The 16,345-nt window shown below is 64.1% G+C and carries 17 protein-coding genes and 1 tRNA gene; 8 read left to right on the top strand and 10 right to left on the bottom strand.

Annotated elements, in window-relative coordinates:
- Window positions 1–326: 326 nt before the first annotated feature.
- Window positions 327–935 carry a helix-turn-helix domain-containing protein gene (locus ACX4ZE_RS15585; RefSeq protein WP_480274153.1) on the bottom strand — a complete coding sequence of 203 codons (609 nt, stop codon included), beginning with the start codon at window positions 933–935 and terminating at the stop codon, window positions 327–329.
- An 86-nt stretch (window positions 936–1,021) separates the two neighbouring features.
- On the opposite strand from ACX4ZE_RS15585, the gene ACX4ZE_RS15590 reads away from it, so the two are divergent.
- From ACX4ZE_RS15590 to nrdF, 4 genes are all read left to right on the top strand, one after another.
- Window positions 1,022–1,810, top strand: a complete 789-nt coding sequence (locus tag ACX4ZE_RS15590; protein ID WP_480274154.1) for an aldolase — start codon at window positions 1,022–1,024, stop codon at window positions 1,808–1,810.
- 23 nt (window positions 1,811–1,833) lie between these two features.
- Window positions 1,834–2,721, top strand: coding sequence for a dihydrodipicolinate synthase family protein (locus tag ACX4ZE_RS15595; protein ID WP_480274155.1), 888 nt, complete (start codon window positions 1,834–1,836; stop codon window positions 2,719–2,721).
- Between the two features lie 205 nt (window positions 2,722–2,926).
- Window positions 2,927–3,133, top strand: a complete 207-nt coding sequence (locus ACX4ZE_RS15600; protein ID WP_480274156.1) for a hypothetical protein — start codon at window positions 2,927–2,929, stop codon at window positions 3,131–3,133.
- On the top strand, window positions 3,123–4,091 hold the full coding sequence (gene nrdF, locus ACX4ZE_RS15605; RefSeq protein ID WP_480274157.1) for a class 1b ribonucleoside-diphosphate reductase subunit beta: 969 nt from the start codon (window positions 3,123–3,125) through the stop codon (window positions 4,089–4,091). The genes ACX4ZE_RS15600 and nrdF overlap by 11 nt, the downstream gene beginning before the upstream one ends.
- Before the next feature lie 39 nt (window positions 4,092–4,130).
- Here nrdF and ACX4ZE_RS15610 read toward each other — a convergent pair whose 3' ends face one another.
- The gene (locus ACX4ZE_RS15610) at window positions 4,131–4,442 is read right to left on the bottom strand and encodes a hypothetical protein (RefSeq protein ID WP_480274158.1); all 312 of its coding nucleotides are present in this window, start codon (window positions 4,440–4,442) and stop codon (window positions 4,131–4,133) included.
- Window positions 4,443–4,651: 209 nt separating this feature from the next.
- Here ACX4ZE_RS15610 and ACX4ZE_RS15615 point away from each other — a divergent pair, with 209 nt between their 5' ends.
- Window positions 4,652–5,842: a hypothetical protein gene (locus tag ACX4ZE_RS15615; RefSeq protein WP_480274159.1), complete on the top strand. Its 1,191-nt coding sequence runs from the start codon at window positions 4,652–4,654 to the stop codon at window positions 5,840–5,842.
- Between the two features lie 121 nt (window positions 5,843–5,963).
- On the opposite strand, the gene ACX4ZE_RS15620 is transcribed toward ACX4ZE_RS15615, so the two are convergent.
- The 3 genes from ACX4ZE_RS15620 to ACX4ZE_RS15630 form a co-directional block, all read right to left on the bottom strand.
- Entirely contained in the window at window positions 5,964–7,520 is a 1,557-nt protein-coding gene (locus ACX4ZE_RS15620) for a hypothetical protein (RefSeq protein ID WP_480274160.1), read from the bottom strand.
- A gap of 379 nt (window positions 7,521–7,899) precedes the next feature.
- Window positions 7,900–7,973, bottom strand: a tRNA-Val gene (locus tag ACX4ZE_RS15625).
- Window positions 7,974–8,040: 67 nt separating this feature from the next.
- On the bottom strand, window positions 8,041–8,637 hold the full coding sequence (locus tag ACX4ZE_RS15630; RefSeq protein WP_480274161.1) for a TetR/AcrR family transcriptional regulator: 597 nt from the start codon (window positions 8,635–8,637) through the stop codon (window positions 8,041–8,043).
- Window positions 8,638–8,741: 104 nt separating this feature from the next.
- Between ACX4ZE_RS15630 and ACX4ZE_RS15635 the strand changes: the two genes are divergently transcribed.
- Together ACX4ZE_RS15635 and ACX4ZE_RS15640 are read left to right on the top strand one after the other, a co-directional pair.
- The gene (locus ACX4ZE_RS15635; RefSeq protein ID WP_480274162.1) at window positions 8,742–9,950 is read left to right on the top strand and encodes an acyl-CoA dehydrogenase family protein; all 1,209 of its coding nucleotides are present in this window, start codon (window positions 8,742–8,744) and stop codon (window positions 9,948–9,950) included.
- Window positions 9,947–11,002 carry a phosphotransferase family protein gene (locus ACX4ZE_RS15640; RefSeq protein WP_480274163.1) on the top strand — a complete coding sequence of 352 codons (1,056 nt, stop codon included), beginning with the start codon at window positions 9,947–9,949 and terminating at the stop codon, window positions 11,000–11,002. The genes ACX4ZE_RS15635 and ACX4ZE_RS15640 overlap by 4 nt, the downstream gene beginning before the upstream one ends.
- Window positions 11,003–11,195: 193 nt before the next feature.
- Here ACX4ZE_RS15640 and ACX4ZE_RS15645 read toward each other — a convergent pair whose 3' ends face one another.
- From ACX4ZE_RS15645 to ACX4ZE_RS15665, 5 genes are all read right to left on the bottom strand, one after another.
- Window positions 11,196–11,570, bottom strand: a complete 375-nt coding sequence (locus ACX4ZE_RS15645; protein WP_480274164.1) for a hypothetical protein — start codon at window positions 11,568–11,570, stop codon at window positions 11,196–11,198.
- 21 nt (window positions 11,571–11,591) lie between these two features.
- The gene (locus ACX4ZE_RS15650; RefSeq protein ID WP_480274165.1) at window positions 11,592–12,116 is read right to left on the bottom strand and encodes a DUF3558 domain-containing protein; all 525 of its coding nucleotides are present in this window, start codon (window positions 12,114–12,116) and stop codon (window positions 11,592–11,594) included.
- Window positions 12,117–12,305: 189 nt separating this feature from the next.
- Window positions 12,306–13,574, bottom strand: a complete 1,269-nt coding sequence (locus ACX4ZE_RS15655; protein WP_480274166.1) for a lipase family protein — start codon at window positions 13,572–13,574, stop codon at window positions 12,306–12,308.
- Between the two features lie 130 nt (window positions 13,575–13,704).
- Window positions 13,705–14,382, bottom strand: a complete 678-nt coding sequence (locus ACX4ZE_RS15660) for a DUF8176 domain-containing protein (protein ID WP_480274167.1) — start codon at window positions 14,380–14,382, stop codon at window positions 13,705–13,707.
- Window positions 14,383–14,597: 215 nt separating this feature from the next.
- Window positions 14,598–15,617 (bottom strand): crotonase/enoyl-CoA hydratase family protein, encoded by a 1,020-nt coding sequence (locus tag ACX4ZE_RS15665; protein ID WP_480274168.1) that lies wholly within the window; start codon window positions 15,615–15,617, stop codon window positions 14,598–14,600.
- A 105-nt stretch (window positions 15,618–15,722) separates the two neighbouring features.
- Between ACX4ZE_RS15665 and ACX4ZE_RS15670 the strand changes: the two genes are divergently transcribed.
- The gene (locus ACX4ZE_RS15670) at window positions 15,723–16,322 is read left to right on the top strand and encodes a TetR/AcrR family transcriptional regulator (RefSeq protein ID WP_480274169.1); all 600 of its coding nucleotides are present in this window, start codon (window positions 15,723–15,725) and stop codon (window positions 16,320–16,322) included.
- Window positions 16,323–16,345 lie beyond the last annotated feature (23 nt).

Here is a 16,345-nt window from a genome sequence, read left to right on the forward strand (position 1 = left end):
GCTCACACGTCAACAGCGGGCGATACTGGCCTTGTCGACCCGTTCGGGACTGCTCCGAGTTCGGTTGGCTGGTGGGTGTGGGCCGTCGCGGTCTGATTGCAGACCGCATATGCGACCAATGTCAGGCAGCCGAGGCCATGTTGCCGACAGCATCGGTGGTCTAGTGTCCGATCCAACTGACGATGGCCGGGCCGTAGCTCCCGCGCTGATGCGCAAGCGACGGTAGTTGAGCACGTTGTGGACAACATCCGGGCGGAGAGTAGCTTTTCCTCGACTACCTCGATGGGACCTATTCGGGGTACTACGGGGCAGCGGAGTCCATCTATCTATGTTGTCCGGAAATTCACCGCCTCCGGCCGCAGTGCGATTCCCGCGACGCCACCCATACCGGATTCTCGTTCGGCGACGACAACCACCAGCTGTGCTCGGTCGGGCGAGATCGACCGGATCCGGTGCGGGGTGGTCGCGGCGAAGTAGAAGCTGTCGCCCTGCCGCAATGTGATCACCTCACCCGGCACCATGATCTCCACCGCGCCGCTGTGCACGAAGATGAATTCATCGCCGATGTGCGCCAGATAGTTCGGGCCCTCATCGGCGGCCGGTGGATCAGTGGCCGGTCGAACGAGGAAGGGCTGCATCGCCTTTCCTAGCACTTGGGTCGCCAGCGGGTGGTAGTCAGCGACCGGTGCGGATAGGTCAGGCGTGTGCTCGTCCGCCCCGTTCACCTGCATCAATGCGGGGTTCGGAGTGTCAGAGAACAGTTGGGCCACATCGGTGTTCAGTGCATCGGCGATCTTCAGGGCCATTGCGATAGACGGCGTGCTCAGCCCACGCTCGACTTTGGACAGATAACTCTTCGTCGCACCGGTCCGCTCGGCGAGTGCCTCGAGCGTGAGACCTGCCCGGCGCCGGTGTGTCCTCAGGTATACCGCCACCTGTCCTCCTCTCACGTGTCGAATCCAAGACTAGCCTGATGACACAATGTGTCTTATAGTCAACTAGTGTCCTCAAGGAGGTTCTGATGGCCACCACAATGACGCTCGGAAAGTCCGAGCTGATGACCATGGCGAAGCGGTCCATGGAGACCGAACTCGAGCTGGGCGACTGGAACGACCGACAGAAGCTCGCCCTGACCTGTCGCTCGCTATACGACGCCGGGCACGATTCCGGCTTGGCTGGGCAGATCTCCGCTCGCGGGGAGCAGCCGGGGACGTTCCTGACCCAACAGCTCGGCCTCGGCTTCGACGAGATCACCGACCGGAATCTGGTGCTTGTCGACGAGGACCTGACCGTGCTGGCGGGAGATGGGATGGCCAATCCGGCCAACCGTTTCCACAGTTGGATCTACCGGGCTCGCCCCGATGTCAACTGCATCGTGCACACCCATCCGCTGCATTGCGCGGCGTTGTCGATGCTGGAGATGCCGTTGCGGGTCGCGCAGATGGACACCACTCCGCTCTACGACGACTGTGCCTTCCTGCGGGATTGGCCGGGGGTGCCGGTCGGCAATGAAGAGGGGGAGATCATCTCCGCCGCGCTCGGCGATAAGCGGGCGATCTTGCTGGCCCACCACGGTCAGCTTGTCGTGGGCGCGACCATCGAAGAAGCGTGCTCGCTGGCACATCTCATCGAGCGCGCAGCCAGGCTGCAGCTCTTGGCGATGGCCGCGGGCGAGATCAAGCCGTTGCCGCCGCAGCAGGCCGAGGAGGCGCACGACTGGACGCTCACGCCACGGCGCAGCCAGGCGAATTTCGCCTATTACGCGCGTAGAGCCCTGCGCAACCACCCGGACACCCTCGCGCAAGCCTGATCCGAAGAGAGGAACAGAAACCCATGCGGGACAACGCTATTTCCGGCATTGTCGCCTATCCGGTGACGCCGTACTCCACCACCGAGCAGGTGGACGCCAATGCCCTTCGCGCACTGCTCGATCGAATGATCGATGCCGGTGTGGACGCGATCGCACCGCTCGGCAGTACCGGCGAAAGCGCCTACCTCGACCGCGCCGAATGGGAGGAGGTCGCCGCCATCTGTGTCGAGCAGACTGCCAGGCGAGTGCCGACGGTGGTCGGGGTGTCGGATCTGACCACCGACGGCACCATCGCACGCGCCCGCTTCGCCGAGGCAGTGGGGGCTACCGCGATCATGGTCCTGCCCATCTCCTACTGGCCGCTCACCGAGCGGGAACTGCGCGAGCACTTCACCGCGGTCGCCGAATCGGTGGGTGTTCCGGTGATGGTCTACAACAATCCCGTCACCACGAGTATCGACATGTCTCCGGAATTCCTGGTCGAACTCGTCGAGCAGACACCTACCATCCGGATGATCAAGGAATCCAGCGGCGATATCGGCCGTATGAACCGGATCAGGGAATTGAGCGGAGGAACCATTCCCTTCTTCAATGGAAGTAATCCGTTAGCACTGCAAGCCTTCCAGGCGGGGGCGGCAGGCTGGTGCACCGCCGCGCCCTGCCTGGTGCCCGAGCAGGTCGTCGACCTGTGGCGGCTGCTGCGCACCGGCGAACACGACCGCGCCGCTGAACTGTTCGCTCGTCTGCGGCCGCTGCTCACCATGCTGGTCAACCGGGGCCTGCCCACTACCGTCAAGGCGGGCCTGCGCGCCCTCGGAGTCGAAGCCGGCGATCCCCGTCGGCCACTGTTGCCCCTGGAACCGGAGGAGACGACGGAGCTGACTGCGCTGATCAGCACGGTGCGCGGCTGAGTACAGCGGGCGTTCGACGCCGAGCCGTGACGCCGCGGCTACCGGACCAACGCCCGCAAACCCGGCACCGATTACACCTTCATCGAACCGACCGCCAGTTGGCAGCGCTACGGACCACTTGCGCGAGCGCTGCCGAGCGGCACTTCGGCATGTCCGTTGACGCCACGCCGGGTGCGACGACGCGAGACCGTGCGGCTGCCGGTAATTGACCTATGACTGCGGTGTGCTGGAGCCTGCGATCAATGGTGAGATCATGGAGTTACAGCACAGCGCGCACCACGCGGCCTATGACATCGAACGATTGCGGTCGCTGGTGAACTGGACGGGTGTCACCGCCCACTTCGATGCGGCACGGGCAGGTCGCCCGATCGGCGGTTCGGCGCACAGGAGAGTGAGCCGCAATGAACGATGATCTCATCAACCGGGTGCACGCGATCAATTGGAATCGGCTGCCCGACTCCAAGGACGCCGAAGTGTGGGATCGATTGACCGGCAATTTCTGGTTGCCGGAGCGAATCCCGTTGTCGAACGACGTGCCGTCGTGGCACTCGCTGACCGACCAGGAGCAGCAGATGGCGATCCGCGTGTTCACCGGGTTGACCCTGCTGGATACCGCGCAGGCGACGGTGGGCGCCATCGCGATGATCGCCGATGCCGCCACCCCGCACGAGGAGGCGGTGTTGACCAATATGGCGTTCATGGAGTCGGTGCACGCCAAGAGCTACAGCTCGATATTCTCGACGCTCTGCTCGACTCGCCGAATCGACGCGGCATTCGACTGGTCGGAGCGCAATCCGCATCTGCAGCGCAAGGCGCGGATCATTGTCGACTACTACCGCGGGGACGACGCGCTCAAACGTAAGTCCGCGTCAGTGATGCTCGAGTCGTTTTTGTTCTATTCGGGCTTCTATCTACCGATGCACTGGTCGACGCGGGGAAAGCTTACCAATACCGCTGACCTCATTCGTCTGATCATCCGAGACGAAGCGGTGCACGGCTATTACATCGGGTACAAGTGCAGGCGTGGGCTTGCCGAATCGACCGAAGCCGAACGCGCGGAGCACCGCGAATACACCTACGACCTGATGCACACGCTGTACGCCAATGAGATCGATTACGCGCGGGATCTCTACGACGAGGCGGGCTGGACGCCCACGGTCCTGGCGTATATGCGATTCAACGCGAACAAGGCACTGACCAATCTCGGCTACGAGCCCGCGTTCGATCGCGCGGAATGCCGGGTCGATCCCGAGTTACTGGCCGCACTCGATCCAGGGGCAGCCGAGAACCACGACTTCTTCTCTGGATCGGGCAGCTCCTATGTGATCGGCGCCCAGGAACCAACCGAAGACGACGACTGGGATTTCTGAGGGTATGCACACTTCTCCAGCACGTGCGGAAACAACCGGCTACGACAGCTCATCCGCTGTCGCGGCGAATTTCACCTCGCCTTGGCCGAAAGACATCACGCCGGGGTGGTTGGCAGCCATAGCGTGCACGATCTGCTGGGCGACGGCCTGCGCACCCCTCCGGGAGGCCAGGCCGCTGACCAGTACTCGCGAGACGCGCTCATAGGCGAACACGCTGGCACTGATCTGGAATGTCTCCGACACCGGTGGCTGTGCCTGCCTCGTGCCGATAGTGAGCGCGATAATCTCGTCGGCACGGATCCATTCCTCACTATCTCGCTCGATGATGCGAATCCACAGCGCACTGGACATCTGGGCGTTTCCCCTTCGGGCCGGATCGATATGGCCGAAGTGTCGCATACGTTCGACCAGGTCAGCGGTATCCCGGTGAAACTATTGGCATGTCCGCACCCCAGTGCGACAGCGGCAGTGGAGCGCGGTGGCGCATTCCAACCGTCGGGCCAATCATTGGTGACCGTTGTGACGAACCTCCTAATAAACATCCGAGCAGAGGTGAACTCATGGGAGTCACAGTCGGGATATCGGCGGAGCAGACCGTAGTGCGCGGAGTCATGCTCTCATTCGAAGCGCGGCAGGGGACGGGACCGATCGTGCTGCAGGAGGTCGAGCAGCCGGTCGGAAGCTCGGCTGCCGCGGCGGTCGCCGCTACCCTCGATGCACTGGTCTCCGCCGCTGGGCCCCACACCAAGGTCGATGATGTCGCCGTCACCTACCGCACGGTGGCCGAGCGACGGGCGATCGTATCGCAGCTGTCGGCGCAATCGCCGTCGCTGGTGTCGATCAGGACAGCACTGCTGGCATTGCTCGACGATCTGCCCGGTCCGGCGACATACAGCACTGTGCTGGTGTTGGAGGTGGGCGATGCGTACACCTCCTATTTCGTAGCCGGTCCGCAGCATGGTGCGCTCCTCGCTTCGGATGCGTGGTCGTTCGGTGTTGTCGATGCCGAGACCGCGGGGCAAGTGGTCAGCCGGGTGCGGCCGGCCCTGGATGCGGCGGGACTGGCGCCGGACGCGGTCGTGCTGTGCGGCTCGGCGGCAGGGAATCCGGAGATCGTGTCCGCGCTGCGGCTCGGGCTCAACGTCCCTGTGATCGGGGGACTCGATTTCGTCTACGCGGCCGCGTACGGTGCCGCACTGGTGGCCACCCCTCGCGCTGAAAATATTTCGGTAGCGACTCCCCCAGCCGCACGTCGGCGCACCGGGCGAACGCTGTTGGCCGCGTCAACGGTCGTTGCCCTGCTCGGGGGGGCCGTGCTCGCGATCACGCAGATACGCGCAGACCACCTCGAGCCGAAATCACCCACCGCTGTCTCCGCGGCAGCGTCGCCATGGGCCTCTCCCACCACGGAGCCACATCCCATGCCGCGCCGGACTGATGAACAGCCACCTGCGCCGCCTCCGCCACCCGCACCGCCTCCGCCACCTGCGGAGCCCGCTCCACCACTCGAGGAAGAACCTCTCCCGTCGGAGGAAGAGTCGACTCCCTCGCATGAGCAGACACCGCAGTACACCGCTCCGGCGGCTCCAGCGACAGCCGCTCCACCGGCAAACGTCGGCGGCACTGCCAACAACATCTTCCTGTTCCCTGGTGAGCCCCCACCTCCGCCGTGGAATGCCGATCACACCGCTGTACACGACTGGTGGGACAACCACACGAAGTTGACCGAACGCTGGCTACACGGCCGATGACGGCAGGCACAGCACCGTCACATGCGCACATCACCGCGTGAATACGGTTGCGGCGGGCGGCTGCTCGGCGAGGCCATGGCCTTGCCGAAAACCGATCAGCGGGAGATGCGCCTGCGCCGACTCAGGACTCTTGTCCAGCAGCCGAGATGGACCGCTGCCTGCTGGTACGAGCGCGGCGGCGTTCGGCCTGCAGTTCGGCGAGTTCCTGCTCGAGGATATCGGCGACGCGGAAGGAGCCAGTGTCGTAGATATCCGGCGTGGGGGCGGCCTGCGGGGCATCATCGGAGGCGGAACCGTCCTTGCCGTTCTTACCTCCGTTCTTCTCGGTGACGCCCTTGGCGTCAGCAGGCGGTCCACTGGTCGTCGCGGTCGCCTTCGGCAGCACGGCGGTGATCTCGGTCTCTGATATCGGGGTACGTGACTTCGCGGGGCCCTTCCGCGAGTCGGCCGGCTTTTCCGCGGCAGGCGCAGGCGGCGTCGCCCGATTCTTGCCCTGGGCCGAGGAATCCGGCTTCGGTGCGATGGGCTTTTCCTCCGGAGCGGGCTGCTTGTCGGCGCCTGCGGCAGAATCGGCCTTGCCTGCCTGCCCGGAAGCGGCGCCCGTGGCCTGTGCCGTCTCGGTAGGACGTGGCTCGAATGCCACCATCGCGTCGAGTGCTTCGATAGTTTCCGGGAGCACCAGCTTCCTGGACGTTTCGGCCGGTGCGCGTTTCTTTTCGGCCTTCCCCGCGGTTATCGGAGCAGGACGCTCAGGTGCGCTGGTCGTTCCAGCGTCTGCCATCGAGTCGTCCTGGGGCATGGCTTCGCGGCGCGGCGCCTGCTGTGTTTCACGTTCTCCTGGATGAGGCGGCGCGTCCGAAGAAGCGGCCGCGCTGTACCCGGGCGCCCGGAGCCGGATACGCTCAGCCGGGTCGGGAAGCTCGCGAATCTGCTCGGTGGCCTTGGCGATGGCGAGGCCGTAACGGATGCTCGCGGCATCATGGATGAGCAGCGCGACACCGATCATCACCGGTGCGATGGCGTGCACGGCAGCGTCGTACCATGCGCTCTCGCGCAGATAGGGGTAGGTGTTGAGGCCGATAGTCAAGGTCAGCAGCGCGATTTCGGCCGCAGCGACCTGGCGCCGGTTGTCCACCACACCCCATTCGGCGACCTTGTTGGTGCCGATCATGATGATGATCAGGCAGACACTGATCATGCCTTCCAGAAGGTAACTGAACCAGTACAGCGGATCGGTCACCCCGCCTGGCGCGATATTGTGCTGCACATTGACTGCGGACCACAGCATGCCTGCTGCCACAACACCGGCCAGAGCGCGCAGCGACCAAGCCCGATGCCGATAAAGCGAGGCCAGCTTCGCGTGCGGGCTGGATTCTCGGCGCTGCGCGGCAATCGCCTTGCGGGCAAGCAGGAGGTCTCGCATGTCGGCCTTCTCGATCGCTTCGGTGGTATGCCTGGCCCGGTCGGAAGCCACGGCAGCGGCCTGCACCTCTTTCCACCGCTGCTCCCGTTCCTGGGTGCGGATACGTTCGGCGAGTTCACGTTCGGCATGCAGTTCGTCCTCCGACAGCGCCTCGGTCAGCGCTGGATCGAACTGGTAGGCGAGCCGGCCACGGGCTTTCTCGACCCTTCTCGCCAGCTGGGTGACCTCATCCTCGATGGGATGTTCGACGACCATCAGCGGTCCTCGTACGGGAGATTCGACGGCAGACAAATAATCGCGTATGGGAACGACACACCCCATTCATAGCCGATGCACCGTGCGCAGCGAAACCGCGCATTTACCACGGCGGTGAACTATCCATCCATGTCATGGGCAACACCTGCGGCACGATGCGATTTCCGCGTCGGCTACATCCTGTTTCGGTGCTATCGGCTACCAGTCCTACACGCATCCGCTTCATCGTGTTCTCCGACACATCGAGCCCTGGGCCGCTCCGGAGCACCGACTGTTCAGGGCAGAGCACGCGCTCGCGCGGAACATTCGGATACGCCGATATCCCTCGAGATTCGCCGAGCCCGATTGATAGCGCTTTCGATGCCCGGTAGTAAAGGAGCCATGGAGGCGTGGAATCGAACCAGCGACCTCCGCCTTGTCGAGTCGGCGCTCTACCAACTGAGCTACTCCATGGCCAACGGAATAGTAACAACTGAGCAAGTATCTGTGACAACTATTTTCACGCTGTGGCCGATCAGCTCTACCGCGCCGGGAATTCGGCGGCTGCCGAGTCGAGTACCCGAGATAATGTTTCGAACAGCAGAGAGTCCAGCTGGTCTTGATCCACATCGTCACGGGCCACCCACTGCACCGTCAATTCTTCGGCCATCGCCCACCACGACCGGACCAGCAAACGCTCGCCGGGCGACGAGGCGGCTCGGCCGAGGGCAGCGAATACCCGGTCGGTCAACTCATCCTGCATCTGATCGATGATCGCCGCTAGCACTCGGTCCTGCCCAGCCGCGCGGAGCAATCCCGTCAGCGGCCCACTGCGTCTGCGCATATAGCGCACGAAGTTGGCGATCATGGACGCGAGCGGATCGGCACCAGGGTCGGGACCGGTGGCGCGCAGGAATCGCTGAGCGGCGGCACCGACGAGTTGGGTGTAGTAGTCCTGTTTGGTCGGAAAGTAGTGGAACAACAACCCACGCGAGATGCCTGCCTGCTGGGCGACCGCGTCGATGGTGATCTGATGCCAGGGGCGGTCGAGGAGCATACCGAGCCCGATCCCGATCAGCTGTCCGCGGCGGTCGTCCGCCGAACGGCGACCGCTGGACTGCGCGGCGCCCTCCGTCATTCGATCTCCTCTAGCGAAGCTCCTCTATTGAGCAATGCTCAACGGTATGCTACCAATGACCGGACCGGAAGTTGAGCAACGCTCAGCAAACCCTGAGGATGGGTATGGACTTCACACATTCCGACCGAGCCGTTCTTCTCACCGACCAGGTGCGGCAATTCGTCCGCGACGAGATCGAGCCCCGCGACCAGGAACACACCGACTTCCTGCGGGAATCACCGTGGGCGGTGCCCCCGGTGGTCGAAGAGCTCAAACAGAAGGCACGGGCGGCGGGCCTGTGGAACCTTTTCCTCCCCGATCCGGAACTCGGCGCGGGTCTGAACAATGTCGACTACGCCCCCATGGCCGAGGCCATGGGTAGTTCCAGTTGGGCGTCGGAGGTGTTCAATTGCAATGCCCCCGACACCGGGAACGCCGAGGTGCTACTGCACTACGGCAGCGCGGAGCAACGGCGGGAATGGCTGCGACCACTGCTGGACGGCACGATTCGCTCGGCATTCTGCATGACCGAACCCGAAGTCGCTTCCTCCGACGCCACCAACATGGCAGCGAAAGCCGTGGTCGACGGCGAGGAGATCGTGCTCGACGGCCGCAAGTGGTGGAGCACCGGTATCGGCCATCCGAACTGCAAGTTCGTCATCTTCATGGGGCTCACCGACCCGGAGGCTCCTCCTTATCAACGCCACTCCATGGTGCTCGTTCCGCTCGACACGCCTGGCGTGCGGATCGAACGCATGCTCACGACTTTCGGCTATCTGGACGAGCCCTACGGACACGGCGAGGTCACCTTCACCGATGTGCGGCTTCCACTGGATGCCGTGATCGCCGGGCCGGGACGTGGATTCGAGATCGCGCAGGGTCGTCTCGGCCCCGGCCGTATCCATCACTGCATGCGCGCCATCGGCTTAGCCGAGCGGGCGCTCGAACTGGCCTGCCGGCGCAGCCTGTCCCGCACCGCATTTGGCAAACCATTGGCTAACCTTGGTGGAAACCGGGAGCGCATCGCAAACGCGCGCGTCGCGATCGACCAGGCCAGGCTGCTGGTCCTACACACCGCGTGGCTGCTGGACACGAAAGGACTGGCAGGCGCGCGCAGCGAGGTCTCCCAGATCAAGGCAGTCGTACCGCGGATGGCGCAAGAGGTGGTCGACATGGCGATCCAAGTGCACGGTGGCGCTGGGCTCTCCGAGGATTTCCCGCTGGCCAGGGCTTTCTCGGGCATTCGTTCGCTGCGTTTCGCCGACGGCCCCGACGAGGTGCACCTCGGAGTAATCGCTCGTCAGGAACTCCGCAAGTACGGAACCGATCGATGAGCGCGTCGGAAGCCACCGCCGTTCGCGCCGAAGACGCCTTCGATGTCGCCGCGATGCACGAGTGGCTCACCGACCGGATGCCCGGCCTCGCCGGGCCGCCACAAGTGCGCCAATTCTCCGGCGGTGCTTCGAATCTCACCTATCTGCTGCGCTATCCGGAACGGGATCTGATCCTGCGTCGCCCGCCCGGCGGCACCAAAGCTGCTTCCGCGCACGATATGGGCCGGGAATTCCGGGTGCAACAACGGTTGCGTCCGCACTACCGGTATGTACCGCGGATGATCGCCCACTGCGCTGATCCCGATGTGATCGGCAGCGAGTTCTATGTGATGGAGCGCGTGGCGGGCACGATCCTGCGCGGTGACCTGCCGGAAGGGATGAGCCTTTCCGCCGAGCAGGCGCGGCGGCTTTCCATTACCGCGTTCGATTGCTTGATCGAATTACACACGGTGGATCCCGTGGCGGCCGAGCTCACCGAAATCGGCCGGGGAACAGGCTATGTCGGCAGGCAAGTCTCGGGCTGGTCGCGTCGTTTCATCAATGCGCGTACCGATAATGTCAGCGATTTCGCCGCAGTGCTGGCCTGGTTGGAGCGCAACCAGCCCGAGGACGTCGCGAACACCGTCATCCACAACGACTTCCGGCTGGACAATCTGGTACTCGACCCATCTGGTTCCGGTGCGATCGTCGGTGTACTCGACTGGGAGATGGCGACTCTCGGCGATCCGCTGATGGATCTCGGCGGTGCGCTGGCCTACTGGGTACAGGCCGATGACGACGAGGTCATCCGGTCCTTCCGCCGCCAGCCCAGCCACCTACCCGGCATGCTGACCCGCGCGCAGATCGTCGAGCACTACTGCGACCGCACCGGATACTCCACCGACAACTGGCCTTTCTACGAAGTTTTCGGGCTGTTCCGTCTCGCGGTCATCGCCCAGCAGATCTATTACCGCTACCACCATGGACAGACCACCAACCCAGCATTCAAAGACTTCTGGATGATGGTCAACTACCTGGATTGGCGCTGCAAGCAGATCGCCGGAATCGAATAGGGCATTCGCGCGGGATGCCTCCGATGCAGCAATCACCTATCGGCAAAGAATCGCGCAAGCACCCGGGCCATCGTGGCCGTACCGTTCTCGCATCGGCTCGGTTCGGCCTGGTCAGCGCATGAGCGCGATCAAGCCGACAGTCCTTGTTGTGCGGCCGTTATCCGCCGAAGCCGCGACAGTAACCAGGTCGCGGCTACATCGACTCGATGACCGCCGTAACGGCGGCCGCGTTGGTGTAGTCCTGCCCACGAATGCGGGCAATGGAGATCGCCATGACATCGCGCATGTTCTTGACCACTTCGATGTCCTGCTCGAGGACTTCCTTCAAGGAATGTTCGGTACCGCGGGCCTGACTGCGGAACTTCGCCTCTAGCACCCGAGCCATCTCGAAATCACCGAAGCCGGAAACAGTCTCGGCTCGCCAAACAAGTAGAACTAATTCTTCTAGTTCCTGGATGCGTTGCGCGCAGGCCCGTAGACTCGCCCGCGCTACTTCTTCGTCGTCCAGATAGAGTTCCCCGGCCTTGGCCTGCGCCGCCAGATTCCGCCAGTTCACCGCACTATTCATCGAAATACCCCCTCCAGTCGCCTATGCGGGCAAACTCGGAACTATCGCTGCACCGACACGGCCGAGCACCACACACGGATCTTCCGGATCGTCCTCGGACACGCGACCCAATACTTGGAGATGCACTGCACCCCGTTCAATGGGGAAAACGACACTACATCCACGATCCCAGCCTTCGGATCGGAACTCCCGGCCCTGCCGTCCGGCGATCGTGATGTCCCGCTGCCCGATATTCCCCGGCTTGTTCTCGATCTCCCCTGGCGATTTGGCGGTGCTGTACACAGTGATCGAATACTTGGCGCCCATCCAACCGCAGATCTCCCACCCAGATATAGGCACCTCGGCGACCCCGATATCTTTGGTAGCCGGATCGACCCCAGCAGCCCGCAACGCATCATCGGGGATGCCGGTACAGGGGTCGAACAAGGCCGCCGGAACTGCACTCACACTCGGCCGCACATCACCGCTCGCGGCATCACAACCGGCCAACGCCACTACCACGAACAAAAGACCCGCCGCGCGGACCGCGCCAACGGTCGACCGCATATACCCACCCCCGCTTTCCATTACGCCTCCCTACCGTCTGCGGCGACTATACCGGCGACACGACGAACGAAAGCCCTGAGGCGTGTGCAGGCTGGACAGGCGCGCTGCGGACCGGATCGTGTCGCAGAGTTCGACATGCTCCGGACCACTCGGTCACCACGGATTCGGGTTTCGGTGCGCCGACCTGGATCAGCGCATGAGCGCGATCGAGCCGATATTCCTTGTCGTGCAGCCGTTCTCCGTAGATATCCCGGCGAATCGGTCGCGCAACCAAGTGACCACGCGATGCTGAGCGAGAGTGTTCAGCGTGAGATGTTCGCTCGCGTGATCGCGGAGATAGGTGATCCGCGCGACAGGGTCCTGACAGTAAGCAGCGACGAGGTCGTCTACCGGGCCGATCGGAACGAGCCAGTCCGCCACCGCGTGATAGAAGAGAACTGGAGTGTCGGGAACCGTCTTTCCCATTCTGGTGCGATCGAACACCTCACGGAGCACCGGGGCCCGCAACAGGCCGCCCCGCACCAAGCTGTCGATATCGAGGAACGGCTCTATCGCGGCGTGCTTCAGCGCGCAGATCTGGTCCTTCGCCGCCAGCAACCGTTGCCCGCGTGGTGTGGCATTATCCCGCAGGAATGTCTCCAGCGCTTGCTCTTCCCGTGCGAGCCCGATGATGGCGGCGGCGACCAAGCCTGCGCCAAGCCCTCTGTTGGCCTCGTGCATCAGGACCTCGAGATCGACATCGGTACCGCCGGAGACGACACCGACGATGTTCACTTCCGGTGCGTACTCGGCACGCAGCTCGGCACCGTGCATTGTGGGGATCGAACCGCCGGAATACCCCCACATCGCCACCTCAGTGTCCGGACCGGGCAGACCAAGAGGGCCGAAATTCTCCGCGGCTCGGATGCCGTCCAAGGCGATACGGGCGGCCAGTGGACCGTGCGCGAACGCCGACTCCGGCCCCTGATGGTCCGGTACCACCACGGTCCAGCCTTGCGCCAGCAGTGCCTGCGCGCCGAGCAACGGATCGAGCTGACCATCCAGCAAACCTGCCTGCGGTGACCGGCGCACCATGTACGACGGTGCGCAGTACTGCCCGGTGGAGTCCTCGGCGGTGTGCAAAGACACCAGTTTTCCGGTCCCCTCGCGCGGTGCCAGGACCGTCGCGACCGCGGCTATCGGCTGATCGGCGCTATTGTTCGACCGGTAGGACAGCTGCCATGCCGCGGCGGCCGAAGACGCGCCGAACCGGCCGGCGATCTCGATCGGCCGCACGGCGAGGATTTCACCTGGTTTCCGCGACACCACCAGGTCTGCAGGTGGTCGATAGAACGCATCCTGTTCCGGCCGTACGGGCTCGGCCATCACGGTGTCCTGCGCCGATGACAGCGCACCCGGCATAACGAGCAGCACCGAAAGCACCGCAGCCGCAACGCTGCCACACCGCGCGAATCCCACCGACGACCTCCCCTGCAATCGATCCGCCATGCTTCGCATTCCGCCGATCGACCACTTCGGCAGTGGCAGCGTAGCAAATTTATGGCAATTATCAGGGGGGGTGCGCGGCGCGGCGGGAATTCGGCGCGGATCAGGTCGGTGAGGTGATCTTGGTGATGCTGGATTCGCCGCCGCTGGTGGCTACTGTGACGAACTGTCGGTAGGTGCGATACGCGGAACCGGGCCGCATTTCGGTGACGACTACGTCGTACCGGCCGTCCAACATGGGGGTGATCAGTACGCAATGCCGTGTCCCCGCGGGGGTGGAAGCGATGCCCGCGTCGATCACGGCCGCCGGCGGTACGGCGGCGTTCTGGGTGGTCAACGCTCGAGCGAGCGTTCCGGAGCGAGCCACATAGTAGGCGTGATGAAAGGCCAGGACCACATCCGGGCCCGAGTCGCGCGAACCTGTACCGCTGCCGCGAACCAGCTGATCACTGCGGCTCGGCTCACAACCGGGACCGCCGCCGAGCACCGGGTCGGCGAAGCTCGCCGCTTGCCGTGGTGCCGGCGTCACTTCCGTATACGCCAGCACCAGCGCGACAGAGGCGAACGCGGCCAGCACACTTATTCCACTGACCAGCCAGGCACGCCCGCCGCGCCGACGCGCACGGTGCCGCGCGCGCGACGGCTGGTGGCGGTGGCGAGCACCGCGTGGCGGTGACGGTGGCGGTGGCACGATCATCCCCGGCCACAGGGGCAAACGTTCGGTATCGGCCTGCCTGGAGCGGCCATGCGAGCTACCTGGCTCGGACGTGTTCGACGACATGATCTCGTCGCACCCCCTTTACCGGCACCTATTCGGCTGCCGTGGGTCCTTCTCGATGCTGTTACGCAGTAACAACATGGCACATCGCAGCGGATTATGTCGGCGAAATGGACACGAAACAGTAGCGAACTGTTTCCCGACTCTGATCAACACCATGGTCGATCGCCGCCGTGCCGCACCAGGACCGCGCTCGGCCGAGGGTCACATCAAGCGGATCAGCGTTCGCGTCGACTGTGTTTATGGTCGCCGAATGGTTCGTCGCGCTCCCGGACTGTCTCGCGGAAACCTACTGCGGCAGCCCGTGCCTGGAAGCCGTAGCCCTCCTCGGTATGCCGGGATATACCGTCGAAAACCGTGCTGACCATGCCGGAAGTGGCGACGCCCTGCGCGTACAACGCCGAGTTGAGCGCTAGCTTGGCCATCATGAGCTGGTTGATCGGCATGCGCGCGATCCTCGCGACGAATTCCTCGGTGCGCTCGTCTAGTTCGTCGGCCGGCCAGGACTCGATCGCAAGTCCCCATTCCACGGCCTGGGTGCCGGTCAAGCAATCACCGGTGAACAGCAGACGCTTGGCGCGCTGATCACCGAGCCGGTGCGCCCACATACCCGCCGCTGGTATGCCCCAGACGCGTGTGGGCGGGTAACCGATCTTGGTGTCGTCGGCACAGATGATCTGGTCGGCGAATAAGGCGATATCGCTGCCTCCGGCCACGGCGAAACCGTGCAGCTTGGCCACAGTCGGCTTGTTCGCCTGCATCAAGCTGGCGAAACCGCGATTGAATCGGCTCATCATCGCGTAGTCGATCATCGGATCCCAATTCCGATGCGGGTCGTGGTTGCGACCCTGCACCACCGGATCCATGACCGTTCCCGTCACCTCGTCGGGACCTTTGTCGACCGCGAAGCTCCGCTCGGCGAACATGCTCAGGTCGTACCCACCGCAGAATCCCTTGCCACGCCCGGACAGCAGGATCACATGCACCCGCGGGTCAAGGTCGGCGCGCTCGACCGCGTGCGCGAGATCGTGCGGGGTGTCCGGAGTGATCGCATTGCCCTTCTCCGGTCGGTTGAAGGTGATCCGGGCGATACGGCCGTCGCGCTCGTAGGTCAGCGTCCGGTACGTACGCGCGGCACCCGGCTCCGGGCGGCCCACCCACGGCGAGTCCGGCCGTTCGGTCCAGTTGTGGTACCACGCGGCCGCATCGCCCTCGGTCTGGATCGCATCGTCAGTCATCGCTTTCCCTTCGATTCGCCGGAACCCCGGATATCCGCAGTCTGACGTACCATCATTTGGCAGTCAATACTGACTGTGAAAGTATCCCCGCGACGAAGGAACCGGATGGCAGGACTACGCGAAGAGCGGAAGCAGGCGACCCGCGTCCACATCCTCGACGCCGCGGTAGAGCTGCTGGCCGAGCGAGGCTATCGCGCCCTGTCCACACTGTCGGCGCAGCGCGCCGCTGGGGTCAGCCGCGGCGCGCTGCTGCACCATTTCCCCACCCTCGACGCACTGGTATCCGAACTGGTCGCCCATCTAGTCCTGCGCAACGAAGCGGCCGTCCAGGAGGTCGCGGCTCGACTCGGCGACAACTCCGACCCGGTAGTGCGCGCGCTGCATGCGTTGTACGAGTCGATGACCCGGCCCGCGGCGCAGGCCGAATTCGAATTGTGGGCGGCCGCGCGCACCGATCCAGCACTCGCCGAGACGTTGCGTGCGGCGGAACGGCAGGCTGGGCGCGATCTCTACCGCGTGGCCGACACACTGTTCGGTCCCACTCTCGTCGCGCATCCGCGCTATCCCGCCGTCCGCGATCTCACTGTCGCGATACTGCGCGGTACCGCACTGTCGCGTCCACTGCGCACCACCGAACGCGCCGCCGCGGCGACCATCGACCGATGGGCACGAGCCGTTGCGATACTGCTTGCACCCGATCGATAGCCGCTACTGCACAGCTACCTCGA

The organism is Nocardia sp. TBRC8007 (assembly GCF_056629435.1).

Coding starts and splice junctions, on each gene's coding strand:
- ACX4ZE_RS15590 (WP_480274154.1), top strand. CDS start 1,022: ATGGCCACCACAATGACGCTCGGAAAGTCCGAGCTGATGACCATGGCG.
- ACX4ZE_RS15595 (WP_480274155.1), top strand. CDS start 1,834: ATGCGGGACAACGCTATTTCCGGCATTGTCGCCTATCCGGTGACGCCG.
- nrdF (WP_480274157.1), top strand. CDS start 3,123: ATGAACGATGATCTCATCAACCGGGTGCACGCGATCAATTGGAATCGG.
- ACX4ZE_RS15610 (WP_480274158.1), bottom strand. CDS start 4,442: ATGTCCAGTGCGCTGTGGATTCGCATCATCGAGCGAGATAGTGAGGAA.
- ACX4ZE_RS15615 (WP_480274159.1), top strand. CDS start 4,652: ATGGGAGTCACAGTCGGGATATCGGCGGAGCAGACCGTAGTGCGCGGA.
- ACX4ZE_RS15620 (WP_480274160.1), bottom strand. CDS start 7,520: ATGGTCGTCGAACATCCCATCGAGGATGAGGTCACCCAGCTGGCGAGA.
- ACX4ZE_RS15630 (WP_480274161.1), bottom strand. CDS start 8,637: ATGACGGAGGGCGCCGCGCAGTCCAGCGGTCGCCGTTCGGCGGACGAC.
- ACX4ZE_RS15635 (WP_480274162.1), top strand. CDS start 8,742: ATGGACTTCACACATTCCGACCGAGCCGTTCTTCTCACCGACCAGGTG.
- ACX4ZE_RS15640 (WP_480274163.1), top strand. CDS start 9,947: ATGAGCGCGTCGGAAGCCACCGCCGTTCGCGCCGAAGACGCCTTCGAT.
- ACX4ZE_RS15645 (WP_480274164.1), bottom strand. CDS start 11,570: ATGAATAGTGCGGTGAACTGGCGGAATCTGGCGGCGCAGGCCAAGGCC.
- ACX4ZE_RS15650 (WP_480274165.1), bottom strand. CDS start 12,116: ATGCGGTCGACCGTTGGCGCGGTCCGCGCGGCGGGTCTTTTGTTCGTG.
- ACX4ZE_RS15660 (WP_480274167.1), bottom strand. CDS start 14,382: ATGTCGTCGAACACGTCCGAGCCAGGTAGCTCGCATGGCCGCTCCAGG.
- ACX4ZE_RS15665 (WP_480274168.1), bottom strand. CDS start 15,617: ATGACTGACGATGCGATCCAGACCGAGGGCGATGCGGCCGCGTGGTAC.
- ACX4ZE_RS15670 (WP_480274169.1), top strand. CDS start 15,723: ATGGCAGGACTACGCGAAGAGCGGAAGCAGGCGACCCGCGTCCACATC.